General features: G+C 40.1%; 29 protein-coding genes. 4 read left to right on the top strand and 25 right to left on the bottom strand.

The annotated features are described in order from the left end of the window. Nucleotides 1-52: 52 nt before the first annotated feature. The 17 genes from HCB49_RS09355 to fakB form a co-directional block, all read right to left on the bottom strand. On the bottom strand, nucleotides 53-985 hold the full coding sequence (locus HCB49_RS09355) for a metal ABC transporter substrate-binding protein (protein WP_185604775.1): 933 nt from the start codon (nucleotides 983-985) through the stop codon (nucleotides 53-55). After that, nucleotides 982-1,824, bottom strand: coding sequence for a metal ABC transporter permease (locus HCB49_RS09350; RefSeq protein WP_185403803.1), 843 nt, complete (start codon nucleotides 1,822-1,824; stop codon nucleotides 982-984). The genes HCB49_RS09355 and HCB49_RS09350 overlap by 4 nt, the downstream gene beginning before the upstream one ends. A 3-nt stretch (nucleotides 1,825-1,827) precedes the next feature. Continuing rightward, entirely contained in the window at nucleotides 1,828-2,550 is a 723-nt protein-coding gene (locus HCB49_RS09345; protein WP_185604774.1) for a metal ABC transporter ATP-binding protein, read from the bottom strand. Nucleotides 2,551-2,709: 159 nt separating this feature from the next. Beyond that, nucleotides 2,710-3,126, bottom strand: a complete 417-nt coding sequence (locus HCB49_RS09340; RefSeq protein WP_185392027.1) for a MarR family winged helix-turn-helix transcriptional regulator — start codon at nucleotides 3,124-3,126, stop codon at nucleotides 2,710-2,712. A gap of 38 nt (nucleotides 3,127-3,164) precedes the next feature. Further along, a complete protein-coding gene (locus HCB49_RS09335; RefSeq protein WP_185604773.1) occupies nucleotides 3,165-4,655 on the bottom strand; it encodes a lmo1851 family serine protease in 1,491 nt (496 codons plus the stop codon). A 154-nt stretch (nucleotides 4,656-4,809) separates the two neighbouring features. Then, nucleotides 4,810-5,016, bottom strand: a complete 207-nt coding sequence (locus HCB49_RS09330) for a heavy-metal-associated domain-containing protein (RefSeq protein ID WP_008948192.1) — start codon at nucleotides 5,014-5,016, stop codon at nucleotides 4,810-4,812. A 12-nt stretch (nucleotides 5,017-5,028) separates the two neighbouring features. After that, nucleotides 5,029-7,242 (bottom strand): heavy metal translocating P-type ATPase, encoded by a 2,214-nt coding sequence (locus HCB49_RS09325; RefSeq protein ID WP_185604772.1) that lies wholly within the window; start codon nucleotides 7,240-7,242, stop codon nucleotides 5,029-5,031. A gap of 14 nt (nucleotides 7,243-7,256) precedes the next feature. Beyond that, nucleotides 7,257-7,550, bottom strand: coding sequence for a copper-sensing transcriptional repressor CsoR (gene csoR, locus HCB49_RS09320; RefSeq protein WP_003723408.1), 294 nt, complete (start codon nucleotides 7,548-7,550; stop codon nucleotides 7,257-7,259). Between the two features lie 125 nt (nucleotides 7,551-7,675). Next, a complete protein-coding gene (locus tag HCB49_RS09315; protein WP_185604771.1) occupies nucleotides 7,676-8,488 on the bottom strand; it encodes a M15 family metallopeptidase in 813 nt (270 codons plus the stop codon). Between the two features lie 57 nt (nucleotides 8,489-8,545). Beyond that, on the bottom strand, nucleotides 8,546-9,247 hold the full coding sequence (gene deoD, locus HCB49_RS09310) for a purine-nucleoside phosphorylase (RefSeq protein ID WP_003723411.1): 702 nt from the start codon (nucleotides 9,245-9,247) through the stop codon (nucleotides 8,546-8,548). Nucleotides 9,248-9,259: 12 nt separating this feature from the next. Beyond that, nucleotides 9,260-9,493: a YozE family protein gene (locus HCB49_RS09305; RefSeq protein ID WP_003720177.1), complete on the bottom strand. Its 234-nt coding sequence runs from the start codon at nucleotides 9,491-9,493 to the stop codon at nucleotides 9,260-9,262. Nucleotides 9,494-9,555: 62 nt separating this feature from the next. Next, nucleotides 9,556-10,461, bottom strand: a complete 906-nt coding sequence (locus HCB49_RS09300; protein ID WP_185604770.1) for a Gfo/Idh/MocA family protein — start codon at nucleotides 10,459-10,461, stop codon at nucleotides 9,556-9,558. Nucleotides 10,462-10,543: 82 nt separating this feature from the next. Further along, nucleotides 10,544-10,981: a peptide-methionine (R)-S-oxide reductase MsrB gene (msrB, locus tag HCB49_RS09295; protein WP_070265564.1), complete on the bottom strand. Its 438-nt coding sequence runs from the start codon at nucleotides 10,979-10,981 to the stop codon at nucleotides 10,544-10,546. 6 nt (nucleotides 10,982-10,987) lie between these two features. Then, nucleotides 10,988-11,521, bottom strand: coding sequence for a peptide-methionine (S)-S-oxide reductase MsrA (gene msrA, locus HCB49_RS09290; protein WP_185604769.1), 534 nt, complete (start codon nucleotides 11,519-11,521; stop codon nucleotides 10,988-10,990). A gap of 35 nt (nucleotides 11,522-11,556) precedes the next feature. Then, a complete protein-coding gene (locus HCB49_RS09285) occupies nucleotides 11,557-12,171 on the bottom strand; it encodes a YpmS family protein (protein ID WP_185604768.1) in 615 nt (204 codons plus the stop codon). A gap of 15 nt (nucleotides 12,172-12,186) precedes the next feature. Continuing rightward, a complete protein-coding gene (locus HCB49_RS09280; RefSeq protein WP_185604767.1) occupies nucleotides 12,187-12,972 on the bottom strand; it encodes an SGNH/GDSL hydrolase family protein in 786 nt (261 codons plus the stop codon). A gap of 14 nt (nucleotides 12,973-12,986) precedes the next feature. Next, nucleotides 12,987-13,826 carry a fatty acid kinase binding subunit FakB gene (fakB, locus tag HCB49_RS09275; protein WP_185604766.1) on the bottom strand — a complete coding sequence of 280 codons (840 nt, stop codon included), beginning with the start codon at nucleotides 13,824-13,826 and terminating at the stop codon, nucleotides 12,987-12,989. 178 nt (nucleotides 13,827-14,004) lie between these two features. On the opposite strand from fakB, the gene trhA reads away from it, so the two are divergent. The 4 genes from trhA (at nucleotide 14,005) to ppdK (ending at nucleotide 18,857) form a co-directional block, all read left to right on the top strand. After that, nucleotides 14,005-14,637 (top strand): PAQR family membrane homeostasis protein TrhA, encoded by a 633-nt coding sequence (gene trhA / locus HCB49_RS09270; protein ID WP_185392039.1) that lies wholly within the window; start codon nucleotides 14,005-14,007, stop codon nucleotides 14,635-14,637. A gap of 119 nt (nucleotides 14,638-14,756) precedes the next feature. After that, nucleotides 14,757-15,374 carry a transcriptional regulator CcpN gene (gene ccpN, locus HCB49_RS09265; RefSeq protein WP_185399142.1) on the top strand — a complete coding sequence of 206 codons (618 nt, stop codon included), beginning with the start codon at nucleotides 14,757-14,759 and terminating at the stop codon, nucleotides 15,372-15,374. Between the two features lie 12 nt (nucleotides 15,375-15,386). Further along, the gene (locus tag HCB49_RS09260; protein ID WP_185604765.1) at nucleotides 15,387-16,199 is read left to right on the top strand and encodes a pyruvate, water dikinase regulatory protein; all 813 of its coding nucleotides are present in this window, start codon (nucleotides 15,387-15,389) and stop codon (nucleotides 16,197-16,199) included. A gap of 18 nt (nucleotides 16,200-16,217) precedes the next feature. Continuing rightward, nucleotides 16,218-18,857: a pyruvate, phosphate dikinase gene (gene ppdK, locus HCB49_RS09255; protein ID WP_185604764.1), complete on the top strand. Its 2,640-nt coding sequence runs from the start codon at nucleotides 16,218-16,220 to the stop codon at nucleotides 18,855-18,857. A gap of 42 nt (nucleotides 18,858-18,899) precedes the next feature. On the opposite strand, the gene HCB49_RS09250 is transcribed toward ppdK, so the two are convergent. From HCB49_RS09250 to HCB49_RS09215, 8 genes are all read right to left on the bottom strand, one after another. Then, on the bottom strand, nucleotides 18,900-19,277 hold the full coding sequence (locus HCB49_RS09250) for a VOC family protein (RefSeq protein ID WP_185480861.1): 378 nt from the start codon (nucleotides 19,275-19,277) through the stop codon (nucleotides 18,900-18,902). Nucleotides 19,278-19,280: 3 nt separating this feature from the next. Continuing rightward, on the bottom strand, nucleotides 19,281-20,264 hold the full coding sequence (locus tag HCB49_RS09245) for an aromatic acid exporter family protein (protein ID WP_185480862.1): 984 nt from the start codon (nucleotides 20,262-20,264) through the stop codon (nucleotides 19,281-19,283). Between the two features lie 92 nt (nucleotides 20,265-20,356). Then, on the bottom strand, nucleotides 20,357-20,980 hold the full coding sequence (locus HCB49_RS09240; RefSeq protein ID WP_185604763.1) for a DedA family protein: 624 nt from the start codon (nucleotides 20,978-20,980) through the stop codon (nucleotides 20,357-20,359). 139 nt (nucleotides 20,981-21,119) lie between these two features. Further along, nucleotides 21,120-22,631, bottom strand: coding sequence for a phosphohexomutase domain-containing protein (locus HCB49_RS09235; protein WP_185604762.1), 1,512 nt, complete (start codon nucleotides 22,629-22,631; stop codon nucleotides 21,120-21,122). Between the two features lie 68 nt (nucleotides 22,632-22,699). Beyond that, the gene (locus HCB49_RS09230) at nucleotides 22,700-23,575 is read right to left on the bottom strand and encodes a putative RNA methyltransferase (RefSeq protein WP_185604761.1); all 876 of its coding nucleotides are present in this window, start codon (nucleotides 23,573-23,575) and stop codon (nucleotides 22,700-22,702) included. 52 nt (nucleotides 23,576-23,627) lie between these two features. Then, entirely contained in the window at nucleotides 23,628-24,110 is a 483-nt protein-coding gene (locus tag HCB49_RS09225) for a dihydrofolate reductase (protein ID WP_185604760.1), read from the bottom strand. A 15-nt stretch (nucleotides 24,111-24,125) separates the two neighbouring features. Beyond that, nucleotides 24,126-25,070 carry a thymidylate synthase gene (locus HCB49_RS09220; protein ID WP_185604759.1) on the bottom strand — a complete coding sequence of 315 codons (945 nt, stop codon included), beginning with the start codon at nucleotides 25,068-25,070 and terminating at the stop codon, nucleotides 24,126-24,128. Nucleotides 25,071-25,082: 12 nt separating this feature from the next. Then, on the bottom strand, nucleotides 25,083-26,975 hold the full coding sequence (locus tag HCB49_RS09215; protein WP_185604758.1) for an ABC-F family ATP-binding cassette domain-containing protein: 1,893 nt from the start codon (nucleotides 26,973-26,975) through the stop codon (nucleotides 25,083-25,085). Nucleotides 26,976-26,980: the final 5 nt, after the last annotated feature.

Here is a 26,980-nt window from a genome sequence, read left to right as displayed (position 1 = left end):
ACGGTACACGCAAAAAAACGCAGAGATTTTGCGTTAATCTCTGCGCCTTTTTTTAGTTAGCTAAACCATCATGAATTTTATCTAAATTGTAGCGCATCATTTCTAAATACGTGTCGCCCACTTCACCTTTTTTCGCTGTCGAATCCGTGAAAATTTTCGCGAAAATTGGTACACCGGTTTCTTTAGAGACACTTTCCATACTACGTGGATCTACGCTAGTTTCCACAAATAGATTAGGCACTTTTTCTTTTTCCACAATGCCGACAATTTGTTTCATTTGATCTGGTGTCCCTTGGCTTTCTGTGTTGATTTCCCAAATATAGGCTGCTTTCAAACCGTAGCGAGCTGCAAAATATTTAAATGCGCCTTCGCTCGTTACTAAGGTTTTTTGATTTTCTGGCAAATCAGCGTATTTTTGTTTAGCCTCTTTATCTAATGCATCCAATTTAGCGATGTATTTTGCCGCATTATCTTTGTAAAATGCCGCATTGTCTGGGTCTGCTTTTACAAGGGCATCGCGTACATTTTCCGTATAGATTATTCCGTTATGAAGATCAAGCCAAGCATGTGGGTCTGTTTCTGAGGTTTTTCCTTTTTCTGTTAAGTATTTTGGTTTTACGCCTTTACTTAACTCCACCACTTGATCCTTGTCATCTCTTGATTTGTCCGCAGTTTCAAGCATACGATCAAACCAACCGTTCCCCGTTTCCAAATTCAATCCATTGTAAAAAATTAAATCTGCATCTGCTGCACTTTGTATATTGGCTGGCAGCGGATCATATTCATGCGGATCCACACCAACTGGCACAATACTATGAAGCTCAATTTTGTCCCCACCAACATTTTTAACAATATCTGCTAAGATCGAATAAGTCGCCACTACATTTAACTTGCCATCTGTTTTTTTCGAATCACTATTTTGACTGGAACACCCCGCAAGTACAACTACTAATGCGAAAAGTGCCACAATGAGCATTTTTTTCATTCGATGACCTCCTTCTTTTTAGAAAATAATAAGCCTTGTTTTGGTGCGAATAAAAAGGCGATAAAGAAAATAATCGTCGCAACTAACACCATTGCCGCACCGGATGCTAAGTTGAAAATATAACTAAAGTAAAGTCCAATAATCGCACTAACTGCCCCAAATGTAGAAGCAAGAACAATCATTTTGGATAATTTATTCGTAAGCAGATAAGCCGTCGCTGCTGGCGTAATTAACATCGCCACCACTAAAATAATGCCAACCGTTTGCAAAGCCGAAACCGTTACAAGCGTTAAAAGTAGCATCAAGAAGTAATGCAAGAATTTCACATTAAGGCCGTAAGCTTCTGCCATCACAGGATCAAACGAACTAACGAGAAACTCTTTGTAAAATAATGCGACTAATGAAATGACGATAATGGCAATAATAATCGTCATCCACATATCCGAACTCCGCACTGCAAGCACATTCCCAAATAGAATATGATACAAATCCGTACTACTTTTCGCAAAAGAAATTAAAATAATCCCGAGTGCGAAAAATGCACTAAAAACAATCCCAATTGCTGTATCATTTTTTATCCGGCTTTTTTGATTAACAAAACCGATGCCAAGCGCCGCCGCAATACCAAACGTTGCCGCCCCTATAAAGAAGTTCATCCCCATCATGTAAGAAATCGCTACACCTGGCAACACCGCATGAGAAATCGCATCCCCCATGAGTGACATTCCGCGTAAAATAATAAAACTACCAATCACACCCGACACAATTCCAACCGTCACAGAAGTAATCAGTGCCTTTTGTAAAAAACTATATTGCATCAAACCTTCTAAAAACAACATCTTCTACACCCCCGTCGCAAATGCTACCGGCGCGTCACCGTAAGCAAATTTAATTTTCTCTTCTGTAAATGTTTGTTCTACTGGACCGTGCGCTACTAATTTTTTATTGAGTAAAATAATATCGTCGAAGTAAGCCGCTACTTTATGAAAATCATGGTGCACAACGACTATCGTTTTTCCATTGTCTCTTAGTTTTTTTAACAGTCGCATAATCAGCGCTTCACTCGTCATATCAATGCCAGCAAATGGTTCATCTAAAAAGAAAATTTCCGCATGTTGGGCAAGTGCGCGTGCGATAAACACTCGTTGCAATTGACCACCAGATAGTTCACCGATTTGTCTTTTCATAAAGCCTGTCATTTCCACTTGTTCTAACGCGTCTAATGCGAGTTGTTTCTCTTTCTTTCCGGGACGTTTAATTAGTCCAAGCGCTGGATACGTTCCGAGCAATACCATATCAAAAACGGTAATCGGGAAAGTTAAATCTACTTCACTTCGTTGCGGTACGTATGCGATTTTCTTTCTCCAGTAGGAAAGCGGTTTATCCGCTAAAGTGACTTGTCCTTGTTCGCGGGGAATTAGCCCCATCATTCCTTTTAATAAAGTTGATTTGCCAGCCCCATTTGGACCAACTATGCCAGTTAATTTACCTGCCGCTATTTGAAGTGTGACATTATCAATGGCCACTTTTTGTTTGTACGCTATCGTTAAACCTTGGATTTCCATGTAAACCACCCTTTTCCTTTAAGACTAAATTTTATACACAACTAAAAATGTTTCCTTTGAGCAACTTTCATCCAAAGTATAACGGAGAACCTTTTTGTTGTAAAGTAAAATGTTCATAAAAAAATCCCGCAGTCGATTAGACTACGGGATTTTTACTATTTATTTAATGGAACCGTCTGCTAGTTTTTTGAGTAGTTTGCGGAATTCCGCTTGTTCATACTCGGAAAAAACAGCAAAGCGTTTGACGATCATTTCTTTTTTCTTTTTATCAATTTCTTTGACAAATTCCTCGGCACTTGTGGTCAATCTTAGTTCAATAATTCGGCGGTCTACTTCAGAACGATGACGTGTAATAAATTGTTCTTCGACTAAAGTATCAGTAATGGCTGTAATGTGACTGGCTGAAACATCAAGGGTTTTCGCTAATTCTGATGTTTTCGTAAGTCCGCTAGAAATCAAACTCAAGACGCGGTATTCGCTACCACTCAATCTTTTGTCGAGTACTGCTTCGACTTCATGACGAAAACTATTAAAAATTCGCTTAATCAACGTTTCAATTTCTAAGTATGTTTCCATTTTTTTGCTACCTCCAGTTTTTCAAAAAAGTTGTACGTTTACTTCACCAAGGCTTTTGCTTTTTGTAGTTGTGGATCTATTTCTTTTAGATGTTTTTGCGTTAATTCGACTAATTTATCGGTTGTTACACCTGTCATAATTCCCGTCACATCTATTTTGTTTGCTGCTTGGAATCTCTGAACAGCATATTTTGTATCTATATCGTATAAGCCGTCTACTTTTCCAACGTTATAGTCTAGTGCTTTGAGCATGGTTTCGATGGTTCTTACATCATCACCGAAATCGCCATTTTGGTAGACTTTTGTGGAGGAAGGAATAGTCATGGTTGCGTAATTTGGCATGTTCACAACCACATCTGGCGTAATACCTTTTTCATGAATCCATTCGCTGTTTGGCGTTAACCATTTTGCGACTGTTAGTTTTAGTGTCGACTCATCAGATAAAGTAGTCGCTGTTTGAACAGTCCCTTTACCGAATGATTTTGCGCCGACAAGTTTGATGCCGCCAGATTCTTTCGCTGCTGCTGCAAGAATTTCTGAAGCACTTGCGCTCCCACCATCAATAAGCATGGTAGTTGGTACTTTTACTTTATAATCGCCATGTGAGCTACTATCGGCTTTAATGGCTGATTTACTGCCATCTTTCCCTTGTTCTTGTACGACAACTTTGCCATCAGGAACAAACAGGCTAGAAATTGAAACAGCTTGGTCGAGTAAACCACCAGGATTTCCTCGCAAGTCAATCACAAGTCCTTTCATACCATCTTTTTCAAGGGCTTTGAGTGCTTTTTCAAGCTCATCATAGGTTGTTTCTGAAAATGTGCTGATAGTGACGTGGGCAATTTTATCGCTGCCCATTTCTTTATAAACGGTTTCGATGGGAATTTCATCACGTGTAATCGTAACATCAAATGGTTTATCTTCGTTGGAACGTTGAATCGTAAGCGTTACTTTTGTTCCTTTTTCACCGCGGATTTTTTGGGTTGCTTCGGTTGCGGTATCGCCTTTAACAGACTTCCCGTCTACTTGTGTAATAATATCTTGCGGACGCAAACCAGCTTTTTCGGCCGGAGAATTTTTGATAGGAGAAACGACTACGATGGCGCCATCTTTTTCTTGAATTTCTGCACCAATTCCTTCAAAACTAGCAGAAATCGTATCGTTAAAAGCCGATGATTCTTTTTTCGACATAAAAGTGGAATAAGGATCATCAAGCGAATTCACCATACCGGTAATGGCTCCGTCGATCATGTTGCTGGATTTTGTATCTTTATAATATTTATTCGTAATTTCGTCATATACGTCATATAGTTTAGTAAATTCTTTTCGTTCTGGAATACTCACTTTTACTTGCTTGTCATCCCCTAAAGACATCACGATGGTTGTCACTAATGCCGTAACAAAGACAAAAGCGAATAATAGCATGATAAATGGGAATAACTTCATTTTTATATAACCATTGCCAGGTTTTGATTTTTGTTCTTCCTTTTTCTCCACTTTGTCTGGTTCGTTTTGTGGGGATTGTTCCATCTTTCTTCACCACTTTCTATGTAAAATGTGGCTACTACTAGCACATTTTATTTAACTCATTTATTTTACCAGTTTTCGGGTCATTTTGGTATCTTTTTTTCATGACATATAAAAAAGGAGAATTCCGCTAAGAATCCTCCTTTTTGCTTTTCAATTAAGCGACTTCATATCCTGCTTCTTCTACGGCATCAATAAGCGCATCTTCTGTTACTTGTCCTTTTTCGAATTCAACTGTAGCCGTTCCTTCATCCAACGAAACTACCGCATTTTTCACGCCACTTACTTCGGATAAAGCTTTTGTTACGCGAGCCTCACAGTGCCCACAAGTCATACCTTCTACATTTAAAATTAGTTTTTCCATATTTTTCTCCTCCTAGGATTTAAATTTATATCTTTTTAAGCGTAGTGCGTTTGTTACAACCGAAACGGAACTAAATGCCATTGCAAGACCTGCTACCCATGGTGCTAGTAGGCCTAGTGCGGCAATCGGAATACCCGCACAGTTGTAAGCAAGTGCCCAGAAAAAGTTTTGGCGGATATTGCGCATAGTTGCTTTGGAAAGTTCGATTGTTTCCGGAATCAATGTCAAACGGTGACTTACGAGTGTTACGTCACCTGTTTCAATTGCGATGTCTGTTCCTGTTCCGATACTAATCCCAATATCGCTTGCTGCAAGGGCTGGCGCATCATTAATACCATCACCAACGAAAGCAACGATATGGCCTTCTTGTTGTAATTTTTCTACTAGAGCACTTTTATCATTTGGCAATTGTTCAGCAAAAAACATATCCGTTCCTAAATCTTTCGCCATATTTTCTACAACTACGGATTGGTCCCCAGAACAAATTGCCGTTTTGATACCTTGTGCTTGCAGCTTTTGAATGGCTTCTTTCGCTTCTGGTCGTGGTGTGTCAGATAAAGCAAGTGCGCCGGCATAGACACCATCAATTGCCATCGCTACCACAGTTTTCCCAGCATGCATCCAGCTTCCGATTAACTTATCTGCTTCTTTTGGAATCGTTGTAAGGGACGAAATATAGCGATAAGCGCCCAGTTCCACTTTACTTCCATCAAGCATTCCTGTCATTCCGTGCCCAGCTTTTGCTCGAATTTTCCCTTGTTGAATCGCGGAAACATCGATATTCTCAGACGCTAACATCTTAATAATCGCTTTCGCAATCGGATGCTCTGATTGTTGTTCCATCAAGAATACATAAGGGAAAAATTGGTCATGTGCTGCTTCTTTATCACTTACTTCTAGTTTACCTTCTGTTAAAGTACCTGTTTTATCAAAAACGATAGTATCAACTTTCGATGTACGTTCTAAATGTTCGCCACCTTTAAATAATATCCCACTTTCGGCGCCTTTACCAGTTCCAGCCATGATAGCAGTTGGTGTTGCGAGCCCGAGCGCACAGGGACAGGCGATAACTAATACAGCAATCGCGGCTTCGAGTGAGCCATCCACAGTACCAGTTACAAGGTACCAAATAATAAATGTCACAGCAGCAATCCCTAGTACAATCGGAACAAAGATACCAGAGATTTTATCGGCTAAACGTTGAATTGGTGCTTTAATCCCTTGTGCTTCCTCCACCAAACGAATAATCGATTCTAAAACTGTTTCTTCCATCCGTTTCGTTATTTTTGCTTGAAAAGCCCCGTCAAAGTTAATTGTAGCCCCAATAACCGAGTCACCTGGCTTTTTCTCTACTGGCACAGGTTCACCAGTAATCATCGCCTCATCAATACTCGTTTCGCCGGAAATAATTTCTGCGTCCATTGGTACTTTTTCACCCGGACGAACTAAGATGATATCGCCAATTTTCAAGGAATCTACTGGTACTAACCATTCTTTACCTTCCCGAATAACGGTCGCTTCTTTCGCTTGTAGTTCGAGCAGACCCGCGATAGATTCTGTTGTTCTAGAAGTTGCATATGATTCTAGTAATTTACCTAATAAGATTAACGTAATCAGAACCGCACTTGTCTCAAAATAGTAATGTGGCATCACGCTTGGATCAATCATGTGACGAATATATTCCACCACACTGTAGAAATAGGCAGCTGACGTACCGAGCGCGACTAAAACGTCCATATTCGCGCTTTTACCTCGAAGTGCTTTATAAGCCCCATCATAAAACCGCCAACCAATATAAAATTGGACAATGGTTGCGAGTACTAATTGGATTGTCGGATTAATCCAATTACCAATCGTTTCCGCAAACGCCATTTCATGAATGTACGGAATATGCGTCACCATCGTAAGCAATAATGGTAATGAAAGCACAGCAGAAAGAATGAACCGTCGCACTTCTTTTTTGAAATTCTTTTCTAAAACAGCATCTTTTTCTTCTTTGGTCATTTTTTCTGCTGCATCGTATCCGGCATGTTTGACGACTTTAATTAAATCTTCTGTGGATGTTACTTCTGGATCGTAATAAACGGCCGCATTTTCTGTTACTAAGTTAACATTAGCTTTTTCTACGCCTTCTGCTTTATTTAACGACTTTTCAATTCTCGTGGAACAGGCTGCACAAGTCATCCCAAAAACATTTAAATCTTGTCTTACATATTTATCACTCATCGTATATACCCCCCTCAGGTTTTCGAAAATTGACGTATTGCTTTAAGTAAGTCCTCCATTACGTCATCTTCCCCATTTTTCGCTGCATCGACAACACAGTGTGCCGTATGATGCTCGAGCACTTGCAAACCAACATTTTTAAGTGCTTTATTGGCTGCTGAAATTTGAACTAAAATGTCTGTACAATATCTATCATCCTCGACCATTTGAGCAATACCGCGGATTTGGCCTTCGATACGTCGCAAACGATTTTGAAGTAATTTCGTTTCGTCTTCTTTGCGTGGAACAATTGGTTGGTCGTGTTTCATTTTTTCTCCTCCTTTGTTTCTACAATTAACAGTATACCCCCTATAGGTATTTTTTGCAAGCATTTAATTTCTACCCACAATAAAAAAAGCCATAAACAAATGCTTGTTTATGGCTCAAAAGCTTGTTATTTAGCGGCATCTACTTTCTTTTGAAGTGCCTCAACTTGCTCAAAAAATTCTTCCAAAGTCCAGTTGTTTTTGTAAATAATTGTTGCAGCATCTTTGCCGACATAACGATAATGCCACGATTCGTATTGATATTTTGTAATGTCTTCGCGGCCTTTCATATAACGTAGGATAAAACCGTAATTATGGGCATTTTCCTGTAACCATTTGCCTTCAGGGGTATTTCCGAAAGCTTCTGTTAGTTCATATGATTGGTTTTCTGACGAGATATCCATCGCTAAACCGGTTTGATGCTCACTTGTGCCTGGGTATGCCACTGCTTCCCTAGCTTTTTGGTCCCCTTTAGCATTTACTTCGGCTTGGAATACTTCTTGTTGGCGCTTGTATGAACGATAGCCAGAAACAGCAAATAGTTTCTTCCCATCTTTATTCGCAGCTGCAAACATCTCTTCCAAACCTTTTGCTGCATCTTTTCGAAGTTGTGCTTTTTCGACTTGCTGCTCGCCAAACGAGAACGTTACATTAGGGCGAACTAAGTCTGGGGGGGTATATGTTGGTTGCAAGGAGAAATCTTTGTTGGCCAGAACCAGCATGTTTTCCTCGTTTTCGATATACTTAATCCCATTTTTCTCCGTTAATTTATTTTGCTTATCAATATACGGATAAAGTGGGTCTTTTTCTAGTTCCGCAAGTGTTTGGTTGCTAGTCGCTTTTTGTTCTACGTTAGCATTTGTGCCACCGAAAAATTGATCTTCTACCGTGTGCACACAACTAATACTGATAGCTAAAGCGATTGTTAATAAAGAACTCATTGTGTTTATCAACCTTCCTGTATACATTAAGTCTGCTTCTAAGTTAGTAATTTAAATTTATTTAATGGCTGCTTCTAATGCTACAACAATCATATCATTAAAAGTAGTTTGGCGCTCTTCCGCCGATGTTTCTTCCCCAGTAAAAATGTGGTCACTTACTGTTAAAATGGCTAATGCACGACGACCATATTTTTGTGCCAGTGTATAAAGTGCGGCTGCTTCCATTTCGATACCAAGTACCCCGTAATCAGCTAATTGTTGTTTGTCTAGTTGATCATTATAAAAACGATCTGCTGAGAAAACATTACCGACTTTAAGAGATAATCCTTTTTCGATACCTGCATCATAGGCTTTTTTAAGAAGAGAGAAATCAGCTACAGGCGCAAAGTCTACTCCTGCAAAAGTATTGCGGTTGATTTGTGAATCTGTCGAAGCCGCTTGCGCAATAACAACATCACGAACTTTTACGTCCGCTTGAATTCCGCCCATTGTACCAACGCGAATCAAGTTTTTCACATCATAGCTTTGAATTAATTCATTGACATAAATCGAAATAGATGGAATACCCATCCCTGTTCCCATGACAGAAACTTTTTCGCCTTTATATGTACCGGTAAATCCTAGCATACCTCGCACTTGATTGAATAAAACAACATCTTCCAAAAATGTTTCTGCAATGTATTTCGCTCTTAGCGGATCTCCTGGTAATAAAATAGTTTCTGCAATTTCCCCTTGTTTTGCTTCGATATGTACGCTCATCTTTTTTTCCTCCTAGTGTTTGTTTTTCTCTTCATCTAGCAAATAAGCATCCCAAAGTTCATCGAAAATAGACATTCCCGGCAAATATGGCGCGTTAAACTCTAGATAATCACAAAGAATATGGTAATTTCTCGTTTGCTTTGGAAAACTATGATCTCGGTATGCATTGTTGGCAAATTCCGTTTTCTGATCTGTTAGTTTCGGGTCCCGATATGTCATTAAAAAATGATAAAATGATCTTCCCAACGTACAACACACTCCGCTCTTTTTATGCTTTAACTATAGTTGATTTCCTGAAAAAAATAAAGTTAATTTTCGATTTTACGTAGAATTTCTTCTGCAAGTCGGTGCGTTTCTAGTGCATCTTCCTTAGAAATTGGTGCTTTCTCGCCATTTCGAACGGCTGTTAAAAAGGCTTGGATAATTGATACAAATCCTCTTTTATAAAGTGTCGTCTCCCAGTCACCAAAACGCTCAAAACGTTCTGTCGTGCCTTCATAAATATGCGTTTCTGTGACATTTTCCACTTCATATTTGGCGTTAGGCGTCATCACTGCTAAGCGTTCTTCATTTACGCCACTATCGCGATTCATAATGGCAGTCGCCACTTTTCCTCCCGCTGAAATTTGCACGGTTACACTTGCCAGAAGCTTCTCCTGCCATACCGGAAAGACATTTAATTGTTCGATTTCGGCATCTAGTAAAAATCGCACAGTGTCAATAACATGAATAAAATCGTCATAAATAAATGTGCGCGGCTCACCTGGTTGCGATGCGCGATTTTTTTGCATAATAATCATATTGGTATCTGTTAATGTTTTTAATTCTTGGTATTTTGGCGCATAACGGCGGTTAAAACCAGTCATTAACAGCGTGTCTTGCTCTTTTGCTAGACGCGTTAATTCTTCTACTTCTGCTAAATTATCAGCAATCGGTTTATCGACATATACCGGAATATGATGCGCTAAAAAAGTCCGGATAACTTCTGGATGGCTTGCCGTAGAGGAATGAACAAACGCGGCATTCACGCCTGATTCAATCATCGAATGAATACTTTGGTGATAATGATCAAAACGATATTTCTCACTTAAATGTTTCAACTTCTGCGCATCCCTTGTATAAAGATGTACCTCGATGTTTTCCATTTCTGCAAAAACTGGCAAATAGGCTTTTTGCGCGATGCCGCCAAGACCTACAACTGCTACTTTTAACATGTATATCGCTCCTTTTCATAACAATGCCAGAGAATGATTTCGCGATATTATTCTGCGCATTTCATTTTCTGGCATCATTTGTTTATTCAAAGATTTTCTTATATGCTTGGTAGCCTTCTTCTTCCAATTTATCCACAGGAATGAATCTAAGCGCTGCAGAATTGATACAGTAGCGAAGTCCACCTTTGTCTTGTGGTCCATCTGGAAAAACATGCCCTAAGTGGGAATCAGCATCAACGGACTTTACTTCGGTCCGAATCATGCCATGGGTCAAATCTCGATGTTCGATAACTTCTGCTTCGTCAATTGGCTTAGTAAAGCTCGGCCAACCACAGCCAGCATCGTACTGGTCATTGGATGAAAAAAGTGGCTTCCCTGAAACGATATCTACATAAATGCCTTTTGCCACATTATCATAAAATTCATTTTGAAATGGGCGTTCAGTACCCGCTTTTTGGGTTACATTATATTGTATATCTGTAAGTTGTTGAAGTCGCTCATTTTTTTTACTTTCATCCATTTGACTTCACCCTTTCCAGTTGGCATCTATGAATGCAGCACGACCGGAAGCAACTTGATAACCTTCATAGTGCGCTTTTTCTTTTTTGTAGAAATCTTGGTGATATTCTTCTGCAGGATAAAATGTTTCTGCTTTAGCAATTTCTGTGACAATTGGCTTTTTAAATCTACCACTTGCATCAAGTGCTGCTTTTGATTTTTCAGCGATTTCTTTTTGCGCTTCATTGTGGTAGAAAATAACTGGTCGATACGAATCACCGCGGTCAACAAATTGGCCTGCCGCATCAGTCGGATCAGTTTGTTGCCAATATACTTCGACTAATTTTTCATATGGAAAAACCGCCGGATCAAAAGTGATTTGAATTGCTTCTGTATGTCCTGTTGTCCCGCTGCAAACTTCTTTATAGGTTGGATTAACCGTATGACCGCCTGTGTAACCTGAAACGACTTTCTCGATTCCCGGTTGCGTATCAAAAGGTTTTACCATACACCAAAAGCACCCTCCAGCAAATGTTGCTATTTCAAGTGATTCTTTTGTCATAAAAATGCCCCCTAACTAGGATTCAGCCAGCCAAATTACTTAACTGGTACTAAAAGTGTAAACGAAATATCGTCTTTCTTCAAATTTAGCGTATCGGCGCGTACTTTTGTATCCCCTTGGAGTTTTAATTTATCTAAAGATAGATAGATTTTTTCTTTTTTAGGGATGATAGTCACCCAATCTGGGAATTTAAAGTTCTTGTTTACATAGTTCATTACGTACGATACAGGCAGCGGTAAAGCTCCAGCAGACATGTCTTTAAGTGTTAATTCTACGTTGCCATTATCGACTACTTTCGGTGAGAATTTCAGATGAAGCTCCACTGGTTCACCGAAAATTTTGGCTTCTGCTGTGAAGTTAACGTTATCTGCTACGAAAACTTTATAGCCGATTTCCTGATCTTTACTAAAATCTTCTATATAGGAACTGATCAATTGGTTTAAATCTGCTTTTGTTGTACTCGTTTGAAATTCAACTGTTGATTTATTGCTAATAAGTGTTGGAGTTGGTTCTTCTTGTGGACTGAGTTTGAATACTACTACATAAACCCAACCTGCGGAAAGAAGTAACAACGTGATTAATGTAATACAAATCCATTTCCAATAATTGCGTTTTGGTTTTTTGGGAGCCGATCGTGTTTCTCTCTGCACGATTTTAACACCTTTCTATTTGGGAATATTGCCATCGTTTAATTGTTTTACAATAGCTTTGTCTAATTCCGCCGTCATTTTTTCATACCCTTTATGATTAGGATGGAAATAGTCATCTGACAGTAGCGGATTAGGTTTATCTTTACTTGCTTCATTACGATCTTCTATCACACTGGCAATTGGTACAAAATAGGCATTACTGTCTTTGGCGATAGTCTTTTTAGACGCATCGTTCCAATCTGTAATTACCTCATCAAATTGTTTAATGTGACCGAAGTAAGTCGTATATGGATTATAAATGCCCATTAAGAAAATGGCTGCATCATCGTTGTAAGAGCGAATATCTTGAAGCAGTGTTTCTAATTCTTGTTGGAATTCTTTATTGGCTTCTGTAAAATCATCCACGTCGACCTTTAAAAGACGCGATTGCAAAATAGCCATGACATCATTGCCGCCAATGGTAATTGTGATAACATTCGCCTTTTTGACGTCTTCTTGAAATTTCTCGTTGGTTTTTAAGCGCTTTTCTAATTGGCCGATTTTATTTCCGGATACGCCGTAATTACTCGTTTTTACGCTTGGAATATTGGGTTCTTCTTCTAGTTTTTCTGGAATAATACCGACATAGCCGCCTGCTTTGTTTTCATCACCAACACCTTCTGTTAATGAATCACCCATGGCAACTAGGTTAATCGGAGTTTCTTTGGATGCTTTATAATACTTGATACCAAAAACTGCGCCAACTAGAAGCGCGATAACGAGCACGCTTCCTGTTAGCCACAGCCATTTTTTCTTTGTCATATGCAATCACTCACTTAGTCAGTATAGTACATAAATGCAAACGCGCCTGTTCCAGCATGTGTGGAAATGACTGGGTCTGCAAAAAATAGTGGAATTTCTGTTAAACCGGTTATTTCTTTTGATTCTGCGATAAAATCATCCGCCAGATTCAGTCCATTCGCATGAACAACGTCTAGCTGTTGAATTTTTTTCGGCTCATCTTTAATTAAATTCAAGCAATATTGTAGCACTTTTTTGTTGCTGCGGACTTTGGTTTCTTCTTCCAGTTGTCCATCTGTTAGTTTGGCAATTAATTTGATGTTTAAAAGGCTGCCTAGGAAACCTTGCATTCGGCCAACACGACCACCTTTAATTAAATTATCGAGTGTTACAACAACGATATATAGTTTTGTTTTGTCGCGGATATCATTAATTTTGGTGTGGATTTCTTCCACGGAATAATCACCTGATTGGGCCATTTCCGCTGCTTTTAATACTTGGAAAGCTTGACCGCGCGCTGTGTAATCGCAGTCTACTACAGTAATGTTCCCTTCCACCATATCAGCAGCTTGGCGAGCCGCATTAACGGTACCACTCAATTTTTCAGTTAAGTGGATAGAAAGGATTTCGTAGCCTTCTGCTGTATATTTTTCATAGGCTTCCACGAAAGAACCAATTGCTGGCTGAGAAGATTTTGGTAATTCTTTCGTTTCTGCCATGCGCACCATGAACTCTTCTGGTGTAATGTCTGTTTTCGGGTTATAAATTTTCCCATCGATTTCTACCGTTAAGTATAAAACATCAATATTCCATTTTGCTGCTTCTTCTAATGTTAGTCCAGCAGTTGAGTCTGTGATAATTTTTATTTTCCTCATATAGCCACATCCATTTTTGCTTATTTTATCTTATTATAACATTCCCGGCGGTATACACAACCTATAAACTAGTTTTAAGAAAAGAGAAAGAATTGGTATTTGCCTTTCTATTCTTCATTTTTTATCGTATGATAGACCTATACTCATCCCAAAATTTATAGAAAAGTATGGTGATAAAATGAATGTCACTTCTTACAATTGGAAAGAAGAACTTGCGAATGCGATTACGCACGGGATTGGATTTATCCTTAGTATTCCCGCGCTCGTCTTACTTATAATATTCGCCGCTGGGAAAGATAATCCTCTTTATTTAACAAGTTTTTTAATTTATGGTATTTCACTGATGTTGCTTTATATTTGTTCCACTTTGCTTCATAGCTTTAAACCTTGCAAGGCGAGAACTGTTTTTAATATTATGGATCATGCGGCAATTTATGTGTTGATTGCTGGTAGTTACACGCCATTTGTGTTGATTACGATTCAAGGTACACTCGGCTGGACACTGTTTGGTGTTATCTGGGGGCTCGCGATTGCTGGGATTATTTATAAAATATTTATGACTGGTAAATTAAAATTGTTGTCGACGATTGTCTACTTACTGATGGGCTGGATGGTGATGTTTGCGATTAAGCCACTTTATGCTGGATTAACGCCAACTGGCTTTTGGCTCCTCGCAACTGGTGGAATCATGTTTACCGTAGGCGCGATTTTTTACAGTATTCCACGCGTTCCTTATATGCACGCAATTTGGCATGTGTTTGTCATTGCGGGAACAGCTTTTATGTATTTCTGTATTTTATTTTATGTCTAAATAACGCTTTTAAAACCTTCTCGACGGCGAGGAGGTTTTTTTATATAGTGTGACACATTTAAAGCTTGTTTTTAATTATGTCATACTATATAATGATTAGCATAACATAATAAAAGGATGTGATTCCCATCGAACTTTCTCCTAGACAACACCAAATTGTTGCCTATGTTCGCGCGAATGAGCCCGCCACTGGTGACTCAATTGCCGCCCATTTAAAATTAACACGAGCCACCATTCGAGCTGACTTATCAATTTTAACGATGACTGGAATTTTAGATGCTCGTCCAAAAGTTGGCTACTTCTACTCTGGCTTAGAAAATAACCCAATTCATTTTGATGAAATTCGTCAATTAAAAGTAGCAGATATTATGACCCAACCATTTTTCGCAAAAAAAGAAACAAGTGTGTATGATGCAATTGTCATGCTATTTATGGAAGATATCGGTAGTTTGTACGTTGTTGATGAGGACCAATTAGTTGGACTTGTCTCGAGAAAAGATTTGCTTAAAGGTGCGCTTGCTGATGCGGATACGAAAGCAACTCCGATTGCGACCATTATGACGCGCATGCCAAACCTAGTCACTGTTACGAAAAATGATAACGTCTTGCACGCCGCAGAACAACTCGTTTTCCATCAAATTGATTCGCTACCTGTTCTCGAAAATACAAAAGTCGTTGGAAAAATTTCAAAAACACGTATCACTGCACTTTTTGTCGATACGATAAAAAAGGTTTAATAGGAGGAAAATATGGAAAATCCGGTTATTATATACGTTATTTCAGATGCTATCGGTGAAACTGCTCAACACATTATTCGCGCGGTGACTGCGCAGTTTTCACTGAATAAACCTGCAGATATTCGACGTCATGCTTTTATTCGCGATGAAAGCGCTTTACTTGAAACGTTGCAAGAAGCAAAAGCAGCAGATGGAATTGTAGTCCAAACGCTTGTTCAATCCGCTTTAGCCGAATATGCAACTGACTTTTGTGCGAAAAACCACCTTCCTAACGTAGATTTATTACATACGCTAACTGCGGCTGTAGAAGCAAAAACTGGCCTAAAATCCAAACAAGATCCCGGCAATATGCGCCGGCTTGATAGCAATTATTTTGACCGTATTGCCGCGATTGAATTCGCTGTAAAATATGATGATTGCAAAGATTCCCGTGGCCTACTGGACGCTGATATCGTTCTCGTTGGCGTTTCCAGAACAAGTAAAACCCCACTAAGTAGCTACCTTGCCAATCAAAACTGGAAAGTCGCTAACGTCCCGCTTGTTCCAGAGATTCCAATACCCGCTGAACTTTTTCAAATCCCTAGCGACCGAATTATTGGCCTAACAACGACGCCTGAAAAACTAGCGCAAATTCGCAAAGTCCGCTTAAAATCTATTGGTTTAGATGAAGCAAGTAGCTATTCCAGTGAAAAACGTATTTTAGAAGAATTGGAATATGGTTACGATACATTCAAAAAACTTGGTTGCCAAGTCATCCATGTAGAAGACAAAGCCATTGAGGAAACCGCCGCCCTAATCACGGAAATTATCACGAGTTACCATTAATTAGAAGAGGTGAATAATGTGAGAAAATTTGTCTATCAGTTCAGTGAAGGTTCTAAGGAAATGAAAAATCTTTTAGGAGGAAAAGGAGCAAATTTGGCAGAAATGACGAATATTGGTTTGCCCGTCCCTCCTGGTTTTATTATTTCGACCGAGGCTTGTAATGATTACACGGCTAATAATAAGCATCTTTCCGAAGCGATTTTTGAAGAAGTGAAGATTCATTTGGCGCAACTCGAAAAGCAAACTGGAAAAATTTTCGGATTCGCGGAAAATCCACTGCTCGTTTCGGTTCGGTCTGGTGCCCCCTTTTCGATGCCGGGAATGATGGATACGGTATTAAACCTTGGCTTAAATGATCAAGCTGCGAACGGACTAGCTGCCCTAACTGGGGATGCTCGTTCGGCGTTTGATTCCTATCGCCGCTTTATTCAAATGTTCGGCGATGTTGTTTTTGAAATTCCAAGCTACCAATTTGAACAGGTGCTTGCTCGAATAAAAAAAGCAAAGGATTATCGCTTAGATACAGAACTAACTGAGGATGATTTAAGCGAACTGATAGCTACTTACAAACTGATTTTCCGGCAAGCGACTGGGAAAGATTTTCCACAAGAGCCACTTGAACAACTACGACTGGCGATTATCGCTGTCTTTGATTCTTGGATGAACCCGCGGGCCATTATTTACCGTCGATTGCATGAGATTGACGCAAGTTTTGGTACAGCGGTGAATATTCAAGCGATGGTTTTTGGTAACACAGGTGAAACTAGTGGTACCGGAATTACGTTCACTCGCAATCCATCCACTGGTGAAAAAGAAGTGTTTGGTGAATTTTTGCTTAATGCTCAAGGCGAAGATGTTGTAGCTGGCATTCGCACTCCTGAGCCGATAAGCGCGCTAGAAGAGAGAATGCCAGCCGTTTATAAAGAGTTGATTCACACATGTAAACTTCTCGAAAACCATTATTTAGATATGCAAGATATTGAGTTTACAATTGAAAAAGGCAATCTCTATGTCCTACAAACAAGAAGCGGCAAGCGCACAGCCAAGGCTGCTATTCAAACAGCAGTCGATTTTGTTCATGAAGGTAAAATTACTCGTGAAGAAGCCATTATGCGTGTGGAAACTAAACAACTGCATCAATTACTTCATCCAGCCTTTCATGAAAACGCTCTTAAAAACAGCCAAGTTATCGCAACCGGCTTACCGGCGAGTCCCGGTGCGGCTACAGGTCAAATTTTCTTTGAAGCAAAAGAAGCTGTTCAAGCAGCTGAGCTTGGAATGTCAGTCATTTTAGTTCGTAATGAAACTTCTCCTGAAGATATTGAAGGTATGGCACGGAGTAACGCTATTTTAACTGCTCATGGTGGTATGACTTCTCATGCAGCTGTTGTGGCGCGAGGTATGGGAAAATGTTGTATTGCTGGATGCGCCGAACTAACTATTAATGAAAAAGAAAAAACAGTTATCCTTGCAACTGGTGAAACACTTCATGAAGGAGATTTTCTTTCGCTTGATGGCAGTTCTGGTAAAGTGTACCTTGGTGAAATCGCGTTTACAGAAGCTTCGATTGGCGGGCATTTTGACGAGTTAATGGCGTGGGCTGATGCGGAGAAAAGATTAATGATTCGTGTCAATGCTGATACACCGACTGATTTTAAAAAGGCGCTTTCGTTTGGCGCAGAAGGTATTGGCCTATGTCGCACCGAGCATATGTTTTTTGATGAAAAACGGATTCCTTATATGCGACAAATGATTTTAGCAGAATCGTTACAAGAGCGCGAGTCCGTTTTAGCCACTTTAAAAGAAATGCAAAAAACGGATTTCAGCGAATTGTTCCGAATTGCCGATGGACGAGCGGTCAATATTCGCTTGCTTGATCCGCCACTACATGAATTTTTACCGAAAACGAGCCGTGAAATCGAGCAATTAGCGAGCGCAATGAATCGAACAGTGCCGCAACTAACAAAGCGTATCCAAGCACTTGCCGAGTCCAATCCAATGCTTGGTCACCGCGGTTGTCGGCTTGCTATCACCTTCCCAGAAATTTACCGGATGCAAGCAGAAGCGATTATGGAAAGTGCTGTTATCGTTCATGATGAAGGATTGGATGTTCACCCGGAAATTATGATCCCGCTCATCGCGACGAAAAGCGAACTCAGCTATATTAAAACAGAATTGAAACAAGCGATTCATGCCATTTTTGATAAAGAGCGCGTGGTACTTCCGTATGATATTGGCACGATGATTGAAATTCCGCGTGCTTGTGTGACTGCGGACGAAATCGCCGAAGAAGCGCAGTTTTTCAGCTTTGGAACAAATGATTTAACGCAGCTAACATATGGTTTTTCGCGTGATGACGCTACTAAATTCCTTGCCGATTATTACGAAAAAGATATTTTGCCAAAAGATCCATTTGTAACGATTGATAAGGCTGGTGTTGGTGCGCTCGTTGAAATGGCGGTGACTCGCGGTCGGATGACTTCGGAGCATTTAAAAATGGGTGTTTGCGGAGAACATGGAGGCGATCCAGCGTCCATCCATTTCTTCCATCAATTAGGATTAACGTACGTATCCTGTTCCCCGTACCGCGTCCCAATTGCACGACTAGCAGCAGCTCAAGCAGCATTATCCGAAAGACAATTAGTCGCTACTATATAAAAAATCCAGATGGCAGCCGCATTGACTGTCATCTGGATTTTTTTATTTTTCGCAAATCGCAAAATAATTCCCTTCGTTATCCGCAAAATTGAAGACACGCCCCATCGGCAAGTCCACTAAATCGCCAACCGTAATCCCTCTCTTTTTATAAATTTCATACAGTTCCGCGAGATTCGTTCCAAATAATAAAATCGATGGTGTGCCAAGATTCATATCTGGATTCATTTCCGCGACTTTCTTTTTATTTTGCAGGACAAAGCTAGTTTCTAATCCTGTTGTTGGCGCGATTTCAATCCATTGAATCTCACCATTTACAACCTCTTCTGCCACGACAACAAAATCCAATTTTTCTACCCAAAAATCTCGTACAGCTGCTTGATCTTCCACGTATAACATTACTTGTCCAATTTTTTCAATCATCGTTCATCGTCCCCTCGTCATTTCTTTTTCCTTCAAACCAAACTCCGCATAAAAGTCACGCTTCATTTCTAATAAATAGCGCAAATCATTCATAAATTGGAATAAAATCGCTCTATTTTCAAATTCTGCCCGAGTTTCTGGAAGTTTGCTGCTTCGGAATTCATGCACCATCGTTGTAATTTCTGCCACTAAATCTTCTGCCGTATTATGCTCATCTAGCGTTTGGGCCGTTTTCTCGGTAATTTCCGCTAACGCCAGACTTTGTTCCGAAGAATGATCAAACGCGATTAAATGTCGTTTCATTTGCGTCAAAATCCGGTACTGCACAAGTCGCATGTCCACATATTGCGAATAATAATGAGACGAAGCAAAAAACTGATTATCTAAGTTTCGCGCTGCTTTTTCTTGTGCATAGTCTAATGTACCCTTTAATTGATGTAATAAGCCAAATTCATCGTGATATTCCGATTGATTCCGAAGTCCTTGCGTCATTTCCGTTAAAATTTGCCGCATAATCGCTTCGATTTTTTGTTGACTGCGTTTCAATTCGTCTTCCATTTTCGGCATGTATAAATTTAAAATAATAGCAATACCCGCGCCGACCGCCATGAGTAACAGTTCATTTTTAAACCAAAAGAAAGATAGCGATTGTTCTAATAAAATGTGTGATACGAGTACGGAGCTAACAACAATTCCGTCCGCAACATGTAGTTTTACAGCAAGTGGAATAAAAATCAGTAAATAAAGTCCAAAACTCACCGCATTATAGCCAATGAGCATGAAAAATACAGCGGCAATCGAGAGCGCCAAAACGGTCGAATAAACCCGCTGAATAGCTAATTGTAAAGATCCTTTTTTTGTATTTTGCACACTTAAAATCGCGATAATACCTGCCGAAACAGCATATTCTAAATGTAACCATTCCGCTAAAATAATCGCCAGTGTTGCTGCAATCGCAGTTTTCACCGTTCGCATGCCTATTCTCATATGTCCGTCCCCTTTCTATGTCCAACTTATCATAGCACGAAAGCGAAAATCGCAAAAGAAAAACCTTGAAGATTGCTCCTCAAGGTTTCAGATTATTCTTCATCAAGTGTTTTTTTGAAACGTGCCCGGAAAAAGAAGCCTAGCCCCACAACGACAAGTATCGCAATGACACTATAAATAATCGTCGAAAAACTATCCATAAATACAACAATTTCATTCCAAGACTCACCAAGCATAGCGCCAAGTCCAATTAAAACCGTATTCCAAAGCAAGCTGCCTGCCGTCGTCAATACTAAAAATCGCGACATTTTCATTTTTGTCATCCCAGCTGGAATCGAAATCAAGCTTCGTATTAGTGGAATCATCCGACATAAAAATACCGCCCAACTACCATATTTCAAAAAGAAACTTTCCGCGCGTTCAATATCCGATGCTTTCAAACGCAAAATCCGGCCGTACTTTAATACAATTTTCGTCAGTCTTTCTTTACCAAAATACGAGGCCACTTTATAAAGCAAAATAGCTCCGACAACTGAACCAAGTGTTGCTACAATAATTACCATCACCACATTCAGCGATGAAATAGTCGTCATAAATCCACCAAAAGTTAAGATAATCTCAGAGGGAATCGGCGGAAACAAGTTCTCAACCATAATCAATAAAAAAATGCCTATATAGCCAAAATCAGCCATAATACTTGTAATCCAAGTTTCCAAAAAACACACTCCTGTACTTTATTTCCCTTTTAAAGTAAGTGCTTGCTTTTTAAGTCTACTATATTCGCTCGCTTTTTTCAATTGATTTGGTGAATAGAAAAAGAACTTGGCAGCTAAAACATACCAAGTTCTCTAATTTTCACATTTTCAAATCGGCTTTACTCGCGAAAAATTCTGCTAAGCGGTCTTTCACTTTTTGGATACCACCAGCTTCATCGCTTTCTAAATTCATTGGCATGACAGGCTCATGTAAACTCATGCGTAGCAAGAACCAACCTTCGCCAAGCGCACCGCTCGTATTCACACGAATGCCCTCTTGGTTCACAGGTTCTATTGACATATCCGAATCTGCCTCTACAAACGCCAGAAAATCAGCCAGTACTTCTTTTCCGTAGCCTTTAAAATCAGATGCTGTAATACTTAAACGAATTTCTTCGCTTTCTGCAGGTTCTTTTAAGTCGGCAATTAAATCCGGTAAATCTTGACCATTTTTGCGTAGAGTCGCATACGTCATTAAAATTTTAGCAATTAAATACGCACCGTCATCTAAGAAATAGTTTTCTTTCAATGCGGCATGTCCACTAACTTCGATTGCAATTTCCGAGGCGATTCCATTTTCATTCAGGCGCAGCGCTTCATTGATAACGTTACGATAACCACGTTTAAAGCGATGTTGTTTTCCGCCTTTCGCTTCGATAAATGCTTGTAAATGCCCGGATGTTGTCGAGTCAGTAACAATCGTCGTCCCAGGTTTTTCTTCCAAAATAATGCTCGAGATTACAGCAATTAACGGATTACGATTTAAGCTTTCGCCATTTTTATCCATAATCGCCGCTCGGTCCACATCCGTATCAAAAATCACGCCTAAATCCGCCCCGCTAGCAAGTACCGCTTTTTTCAAGCTCGCCATTGCTTCTTCGTTGTCAGGATTAGGAATATGGTTCGGGAAATTTCCGTCCGGATCTAAAAACTGACTACCCGAAATATCTGCGCCAAGCTCCGCCAATACTTTTTCGGCAAAAAAACCGCCCGCGCCATTACCAGCATCCACAATAATATGGCTACCTTGTAACGGCTTCATTGAATCAGCTGCATCCGTGATTCCCGCTCTAATTTTATCGGTTAAATCTGCTGCATATGTAGAAAGCAAGTCTTGTTTTGTCACTTTACCGGAGTTTCCGCCGTTTTCTAGGAAAGTTTTATCTGCATGTGCCACGATGTAATCAATATCCTCATGTTCCGCCCCACCAGATTTCGTAAATAATTTTAACCCATTATACATAAAAGGCAAGTGGCTCGCAGTAATCATTATGCCGGCATCGCAGTTGTAGTCTTCATATTGAGTCGCCATAAACATCGCTGGCGTCGTTGCAAGACCTACATCCACAACATCGATATCCGCAAAAGTAAGACCTTTTACGAGTGCCGCTTTTAAACGTTCCGCTGAAAGTCTGCTATCATGGCCTATTGCCACCTTCGCCCGACCTTCCACTTGTTTTTCCTCTTTTAGCCATTTCGCAAATCCATAAGCAATCTTTTCTACACGTTCATCTGTTAGCGTAATCTGATACTTTTCCGTGGCAATCGCTATTCCACGTATGTCTGATCCGTTTTGCAGTGCTTCTAACGCTTTCGTTTCTGATTGATTCATGTCATTCCTCCAGCTTCTGTATTTTCCCCCTTCATTATAGCTTATATTGCGCACAATTCACATGGCTTTTACAAAAGATGTGCTCTATTCGCGATAATGATTTGCAGGTCAACGGTTAATTCCTCTGGCGGGTTTCCCAGTAATTCGCTTTTTTTATCCGCTTCAATATGCCAACCAAGCGGCGTCATTTCCAGAAAATCAGCAAATAGATCTTTAGCAATTGGCGCTTTATATGTGATTCGCTCGACATGTTCCACCGTTAATTTTTCTGCCAACCGTGATGTAACCGATTCATTCGAATAACTGCTTTTCTCGTCCACATAAATAAATTCGCGCAATTCCCGTAAATAATTCGCCTCAGGAACTACTTTTAGCAACAAGCCATCCGTTTTTAGCAGCCGTTTAAATTCTTCATAATTCGAAGGCGATAAAATATTTAAAAGGACATCTGCTGTCTCTCTTTGGTTCGGACAATTGGCTAAATCCGCTACCGTCCAAACAATTCCCGGATAATCGCGCGCCGCCTGTTTGACGCCTTCTTTGGCAATATCAAGTCCCGCAGCATGTACTTCACGACCAATTGCTCGCAGTTCCGAAACTACTCGTGCCAAATGACTGCCCTCACCACAACCAGCATCATACATAACGATACTTTCTTTGTTTGTATCGGCAATAATTTCCGTAACCCGCTCGATTAATTTCCCAAAAAAGCCACTCGCAATGACTTTTTTACGTGACTCGAATAACGCTTGATCGTATTTTGTTTTATGCGCTTGCTTCAGCAAATTTAAGTAACCGGGTTTGGCAATATCAAAGCCGTGACGTTCCGGACATACAAACGAATTCGGCTCTTGAAACGTAAATCCCCCGCCACAAATCGGACATGCTAACAGCGCCATATTCTCTTTTATCGCCAGTTTGTTTATCTCCATTTTAGATAACACGGCATCTTCACTCCACTCGAAAAACGTTGCCCGCATTCAGGCAACGTTTTTATTAATTTCTTTCATACGTATAAAAAGTGTAATTATATTTATTTTTTTCATCTTTCTCATGTGCTTCTTTCGCGACTTCCGAAAAATTCTCCCAGTCTACTTCAGGAAATGCCGTATCTGCATCAAATTCCGCATCAATTTTTGTAACAATCAACTGATCTGCCACATCCATAAATAAACGATAAATTTCCGCGCCACCAACAACATAAATCGGTTCTCCCGTCTTAGCAAGTGCCAAAACCTCATCGCGCGAATGCAAGATTTCTGCATCGTCTAACTGCAATGCTTTATCCCGCGTTAACACAATCGTCTTCCTATTCGGCAATGCTTTACCTAGAGATTCATAGGTTTTGCGTCCCATAACAAGCGTTTTCCCAGTCGTCGTTTTTTTGAAAAACTGCAAATCGCCCGGTAAGTGCCACGGCATTTTGTTATCTTTACCGATGTTGCCCGCGCGGTCTTGTGCCCAAACAAAAATTATCATCCAAGAAAACCTCCCTTATACTGAAATTGGTGCTTTAATCGCCGGATCTGGATTATAGCCATCAAGTGAAATATCCGCGACATCAAAATCAAAAATCGTAGCCGGTTTATCGGAAAACACTAATTTTGGAAGCGCATGTGGTGTTCTCGATAATTGCTCTTTCACTTGTTCAATATGGTTATTATATAAATGCGCGTCACCCATTGTGTGGATAAACTCGCCAACATCCAGCCCAACTTCACGGGCAATAAGATGTGTCAGAAGTGCATAACTCGCAATATTAAACGGTACACCTAAGAAAATATCGGCACTGCGTTGATACAACTGGCACGATAATTTCCCGTCCGCCACATAAAATTGGAATAGCGAATGACATGGCGGCAAAGCCATATTCGGAATATCTTCTGGATTCCAAGCAGACACAATCAATCGACGCGAGTTCGGATTCGTTTTAATCATTTCAATCAAATCTGCTAACTGATCAATTGTTTCCCCTTGCGAAGTTTTCCATTCACGCCATTGTTTGCCGTAAATATTACCTAGTTCACCGTATTTATTCGCAAATTCTTCATCCTCTAAAATACGCTTTTTAAATTGTTCCATTTCCGCTTGATACACTTCTTTAAACGCCGGATCACGCTCTGCTCTCAATCCAAAATCCGTCATATCTTCGCCTTTGTAGTCAGCGCTTTTCACAAAACGCTCAAAAGCCCATTCATTCCAAATATTATTATTATGCTGTAAAAGGTAGCGAATATTCGTATCTCCATGTAAAAACCATAGCAGTTCACTTACTACAAGTTTAAATGGTACACGTTTTGTTGTCATAATCGGAAATCCTTCTTGTAAATCAAAACGCATTTGATAACCAAACGTGCTGATTGTTCCAGTCCCAGTGCGATCTCCTTTTTGTGTTCCATTCTCTAAAACGTACTTTTCTAAATCCAAATATTGTTTCATCGTTCGCACTCCTTATTCCGCATATTGTGATAAAAATTCCCAGCGTTCCATCATTTGCTCCAGCTCAGTTTCTTTTGCTGTAATGAGTTCGCTAATTTCTGCTGCTTTTGTAAAGTCGGCTCCGGTTTGTTCCAATGTTTCGTTGAGCGATTCAATCGTTTGTTCTAATTCGCTAATCGCATCTTCAATTCCGTCCCACTCCAGTTGTTCTTGGTAGGTTAGTTTGACTTTCTCCTTTTTCTCAGATGCTGACTTTTCGACCGAAGTATTCGCCATTTTTTTCATTGATTTCGCTGGTTTTCCTTTGGCCTCTAGTTCTTTCAAATAATCGCTATACTCTCCGTAGAAAATTTCTACTTCCCCAATCGCCCGGAAAACGAGCAACTTGTTCACGACTTTATCGAGGAAATATCTATCATGGCTGACCGTAATGACCGTGCCATTGAATGATTCTAAATAATCTTCTAAAACGGTTAATGTTTGCGTATCTAAGTCGTTGGTCGGCTCATCTAGTAATAAGACATTCGGACGTTCCATCAAAATACGCAGTAAGAATAAGCGGCGTTTTTCACCGCCAGATAGGCTACCGATTTTCTTCCCGTGTGAATTTGGTGGGAATAAAAATCGTTCGAGCATCGCGCTCACACTAATTACTTCCCCGCCAGATGTCGTTACTTGCTCGCCTGCTTCTTGCAAATAAGCAATCATTCGCATATCCGGGTCCATCTCTTCATTTTGTTGCGTATAATAACCGATTTGTACCGTTTGACCAGTAAGCACTTCGCCAGCGTCAGGTGCTAGTTTCCCAGCTAACATATTCAGTAAAGTGGATTTACCAGTTCCGTTATTCCCTGTAATACCAAGGCGTTCACCTGGTTGAATAATCAAGCTAAAATCTTGCAACACTTGTTTTTCGTCAAAGCGTTTTTCTAAGTTTTTCAGTTCGAAAACATCTTTTCCGAGACGACTAGTCACAAAATCAATCGCCAGTTCCGAGTCATCTACTTTCGTTTTCACTTTTTTCTCTAAGTCATGGAAACGGTCTTGTCTGGCGTTTTGTTTCGTCGCCCGACCTTGTGGGCCACGGCGCATCCAAGCCAGTTCCTTACGATAAAGGTTTTTATTTTTTTCGGATTCACGAACTTTATTTTCCATCCGAATTGCCTTGGATTCCATGAATTTCTCGTAGTTCCCAACATAGCGATAAGCCGAACCGCGGTCTAGTTCCACCATATGGTTCGTTACGCGGTCAAGGAAATAACGATCATGGGTAACGAGCAAGACAGCGCCTTTAAAGCGATTTAAGTATTCTTCTAACCAACGAATCGACTGAAAATCCAAATGGTTAGTAGGCTCATCCAAAATAAGTAAATCAGGCGTTTCGATTAAAACTTGCGCCAAACCAACTCGTTTTCGCTGCCCACCGGAAAGCGCACTTATTTTTGCTTTTAAGTCCGTAATACCAAGTCTTTCCAAAATCGTTTTCGCTTCTGTGTTCATATCCCAAGCCGCACTAGCATCCATTTCCTGGCTAGCCGCCGTGTAAGCATCATGTAATTTGGTATTTTCCGCGTCAAGCGACATCGCCAGCAAGACTTCTTCATACTTGCGCATAGCCCGAAGCGCCGCCGTATCGCCGTCAAAAACAGCCGCAAGAACCGTATCCTCTTCATTAAACTCAGGATCTTGTGCCAAATAACCAATCGTATAATCTTTTGCTTTCGTAACTGTACCTTTATCCCCAGATTCACTTCCAGAAATAATTTGCAATAACGTCGATTTCCCGGTGCCATTTACACCAATTAAACCAATACGTTCTCCCTCTGTTATCGTAAGCGAGATATTTTCAAACAGGCTTTTTTCACCATATGTTTTTGTTAAATTTTCCACTTTTAATTGTTTCATTTAGT

Source organism: Listeria cossartiae subsp. cayugensis (assembly GCF_014229095.1).
Classification (GTDB): Bacteria; Bacillota; Bacilli; order Lactobacillales; family Listeriaceae; genus Listeria; species Listeria cayugensis.
The sequence above is the reverse complement of the archived record's forward strand: the minus strand, read 5'-3'. Positions and strand labels throughout refer to the sequence as shown.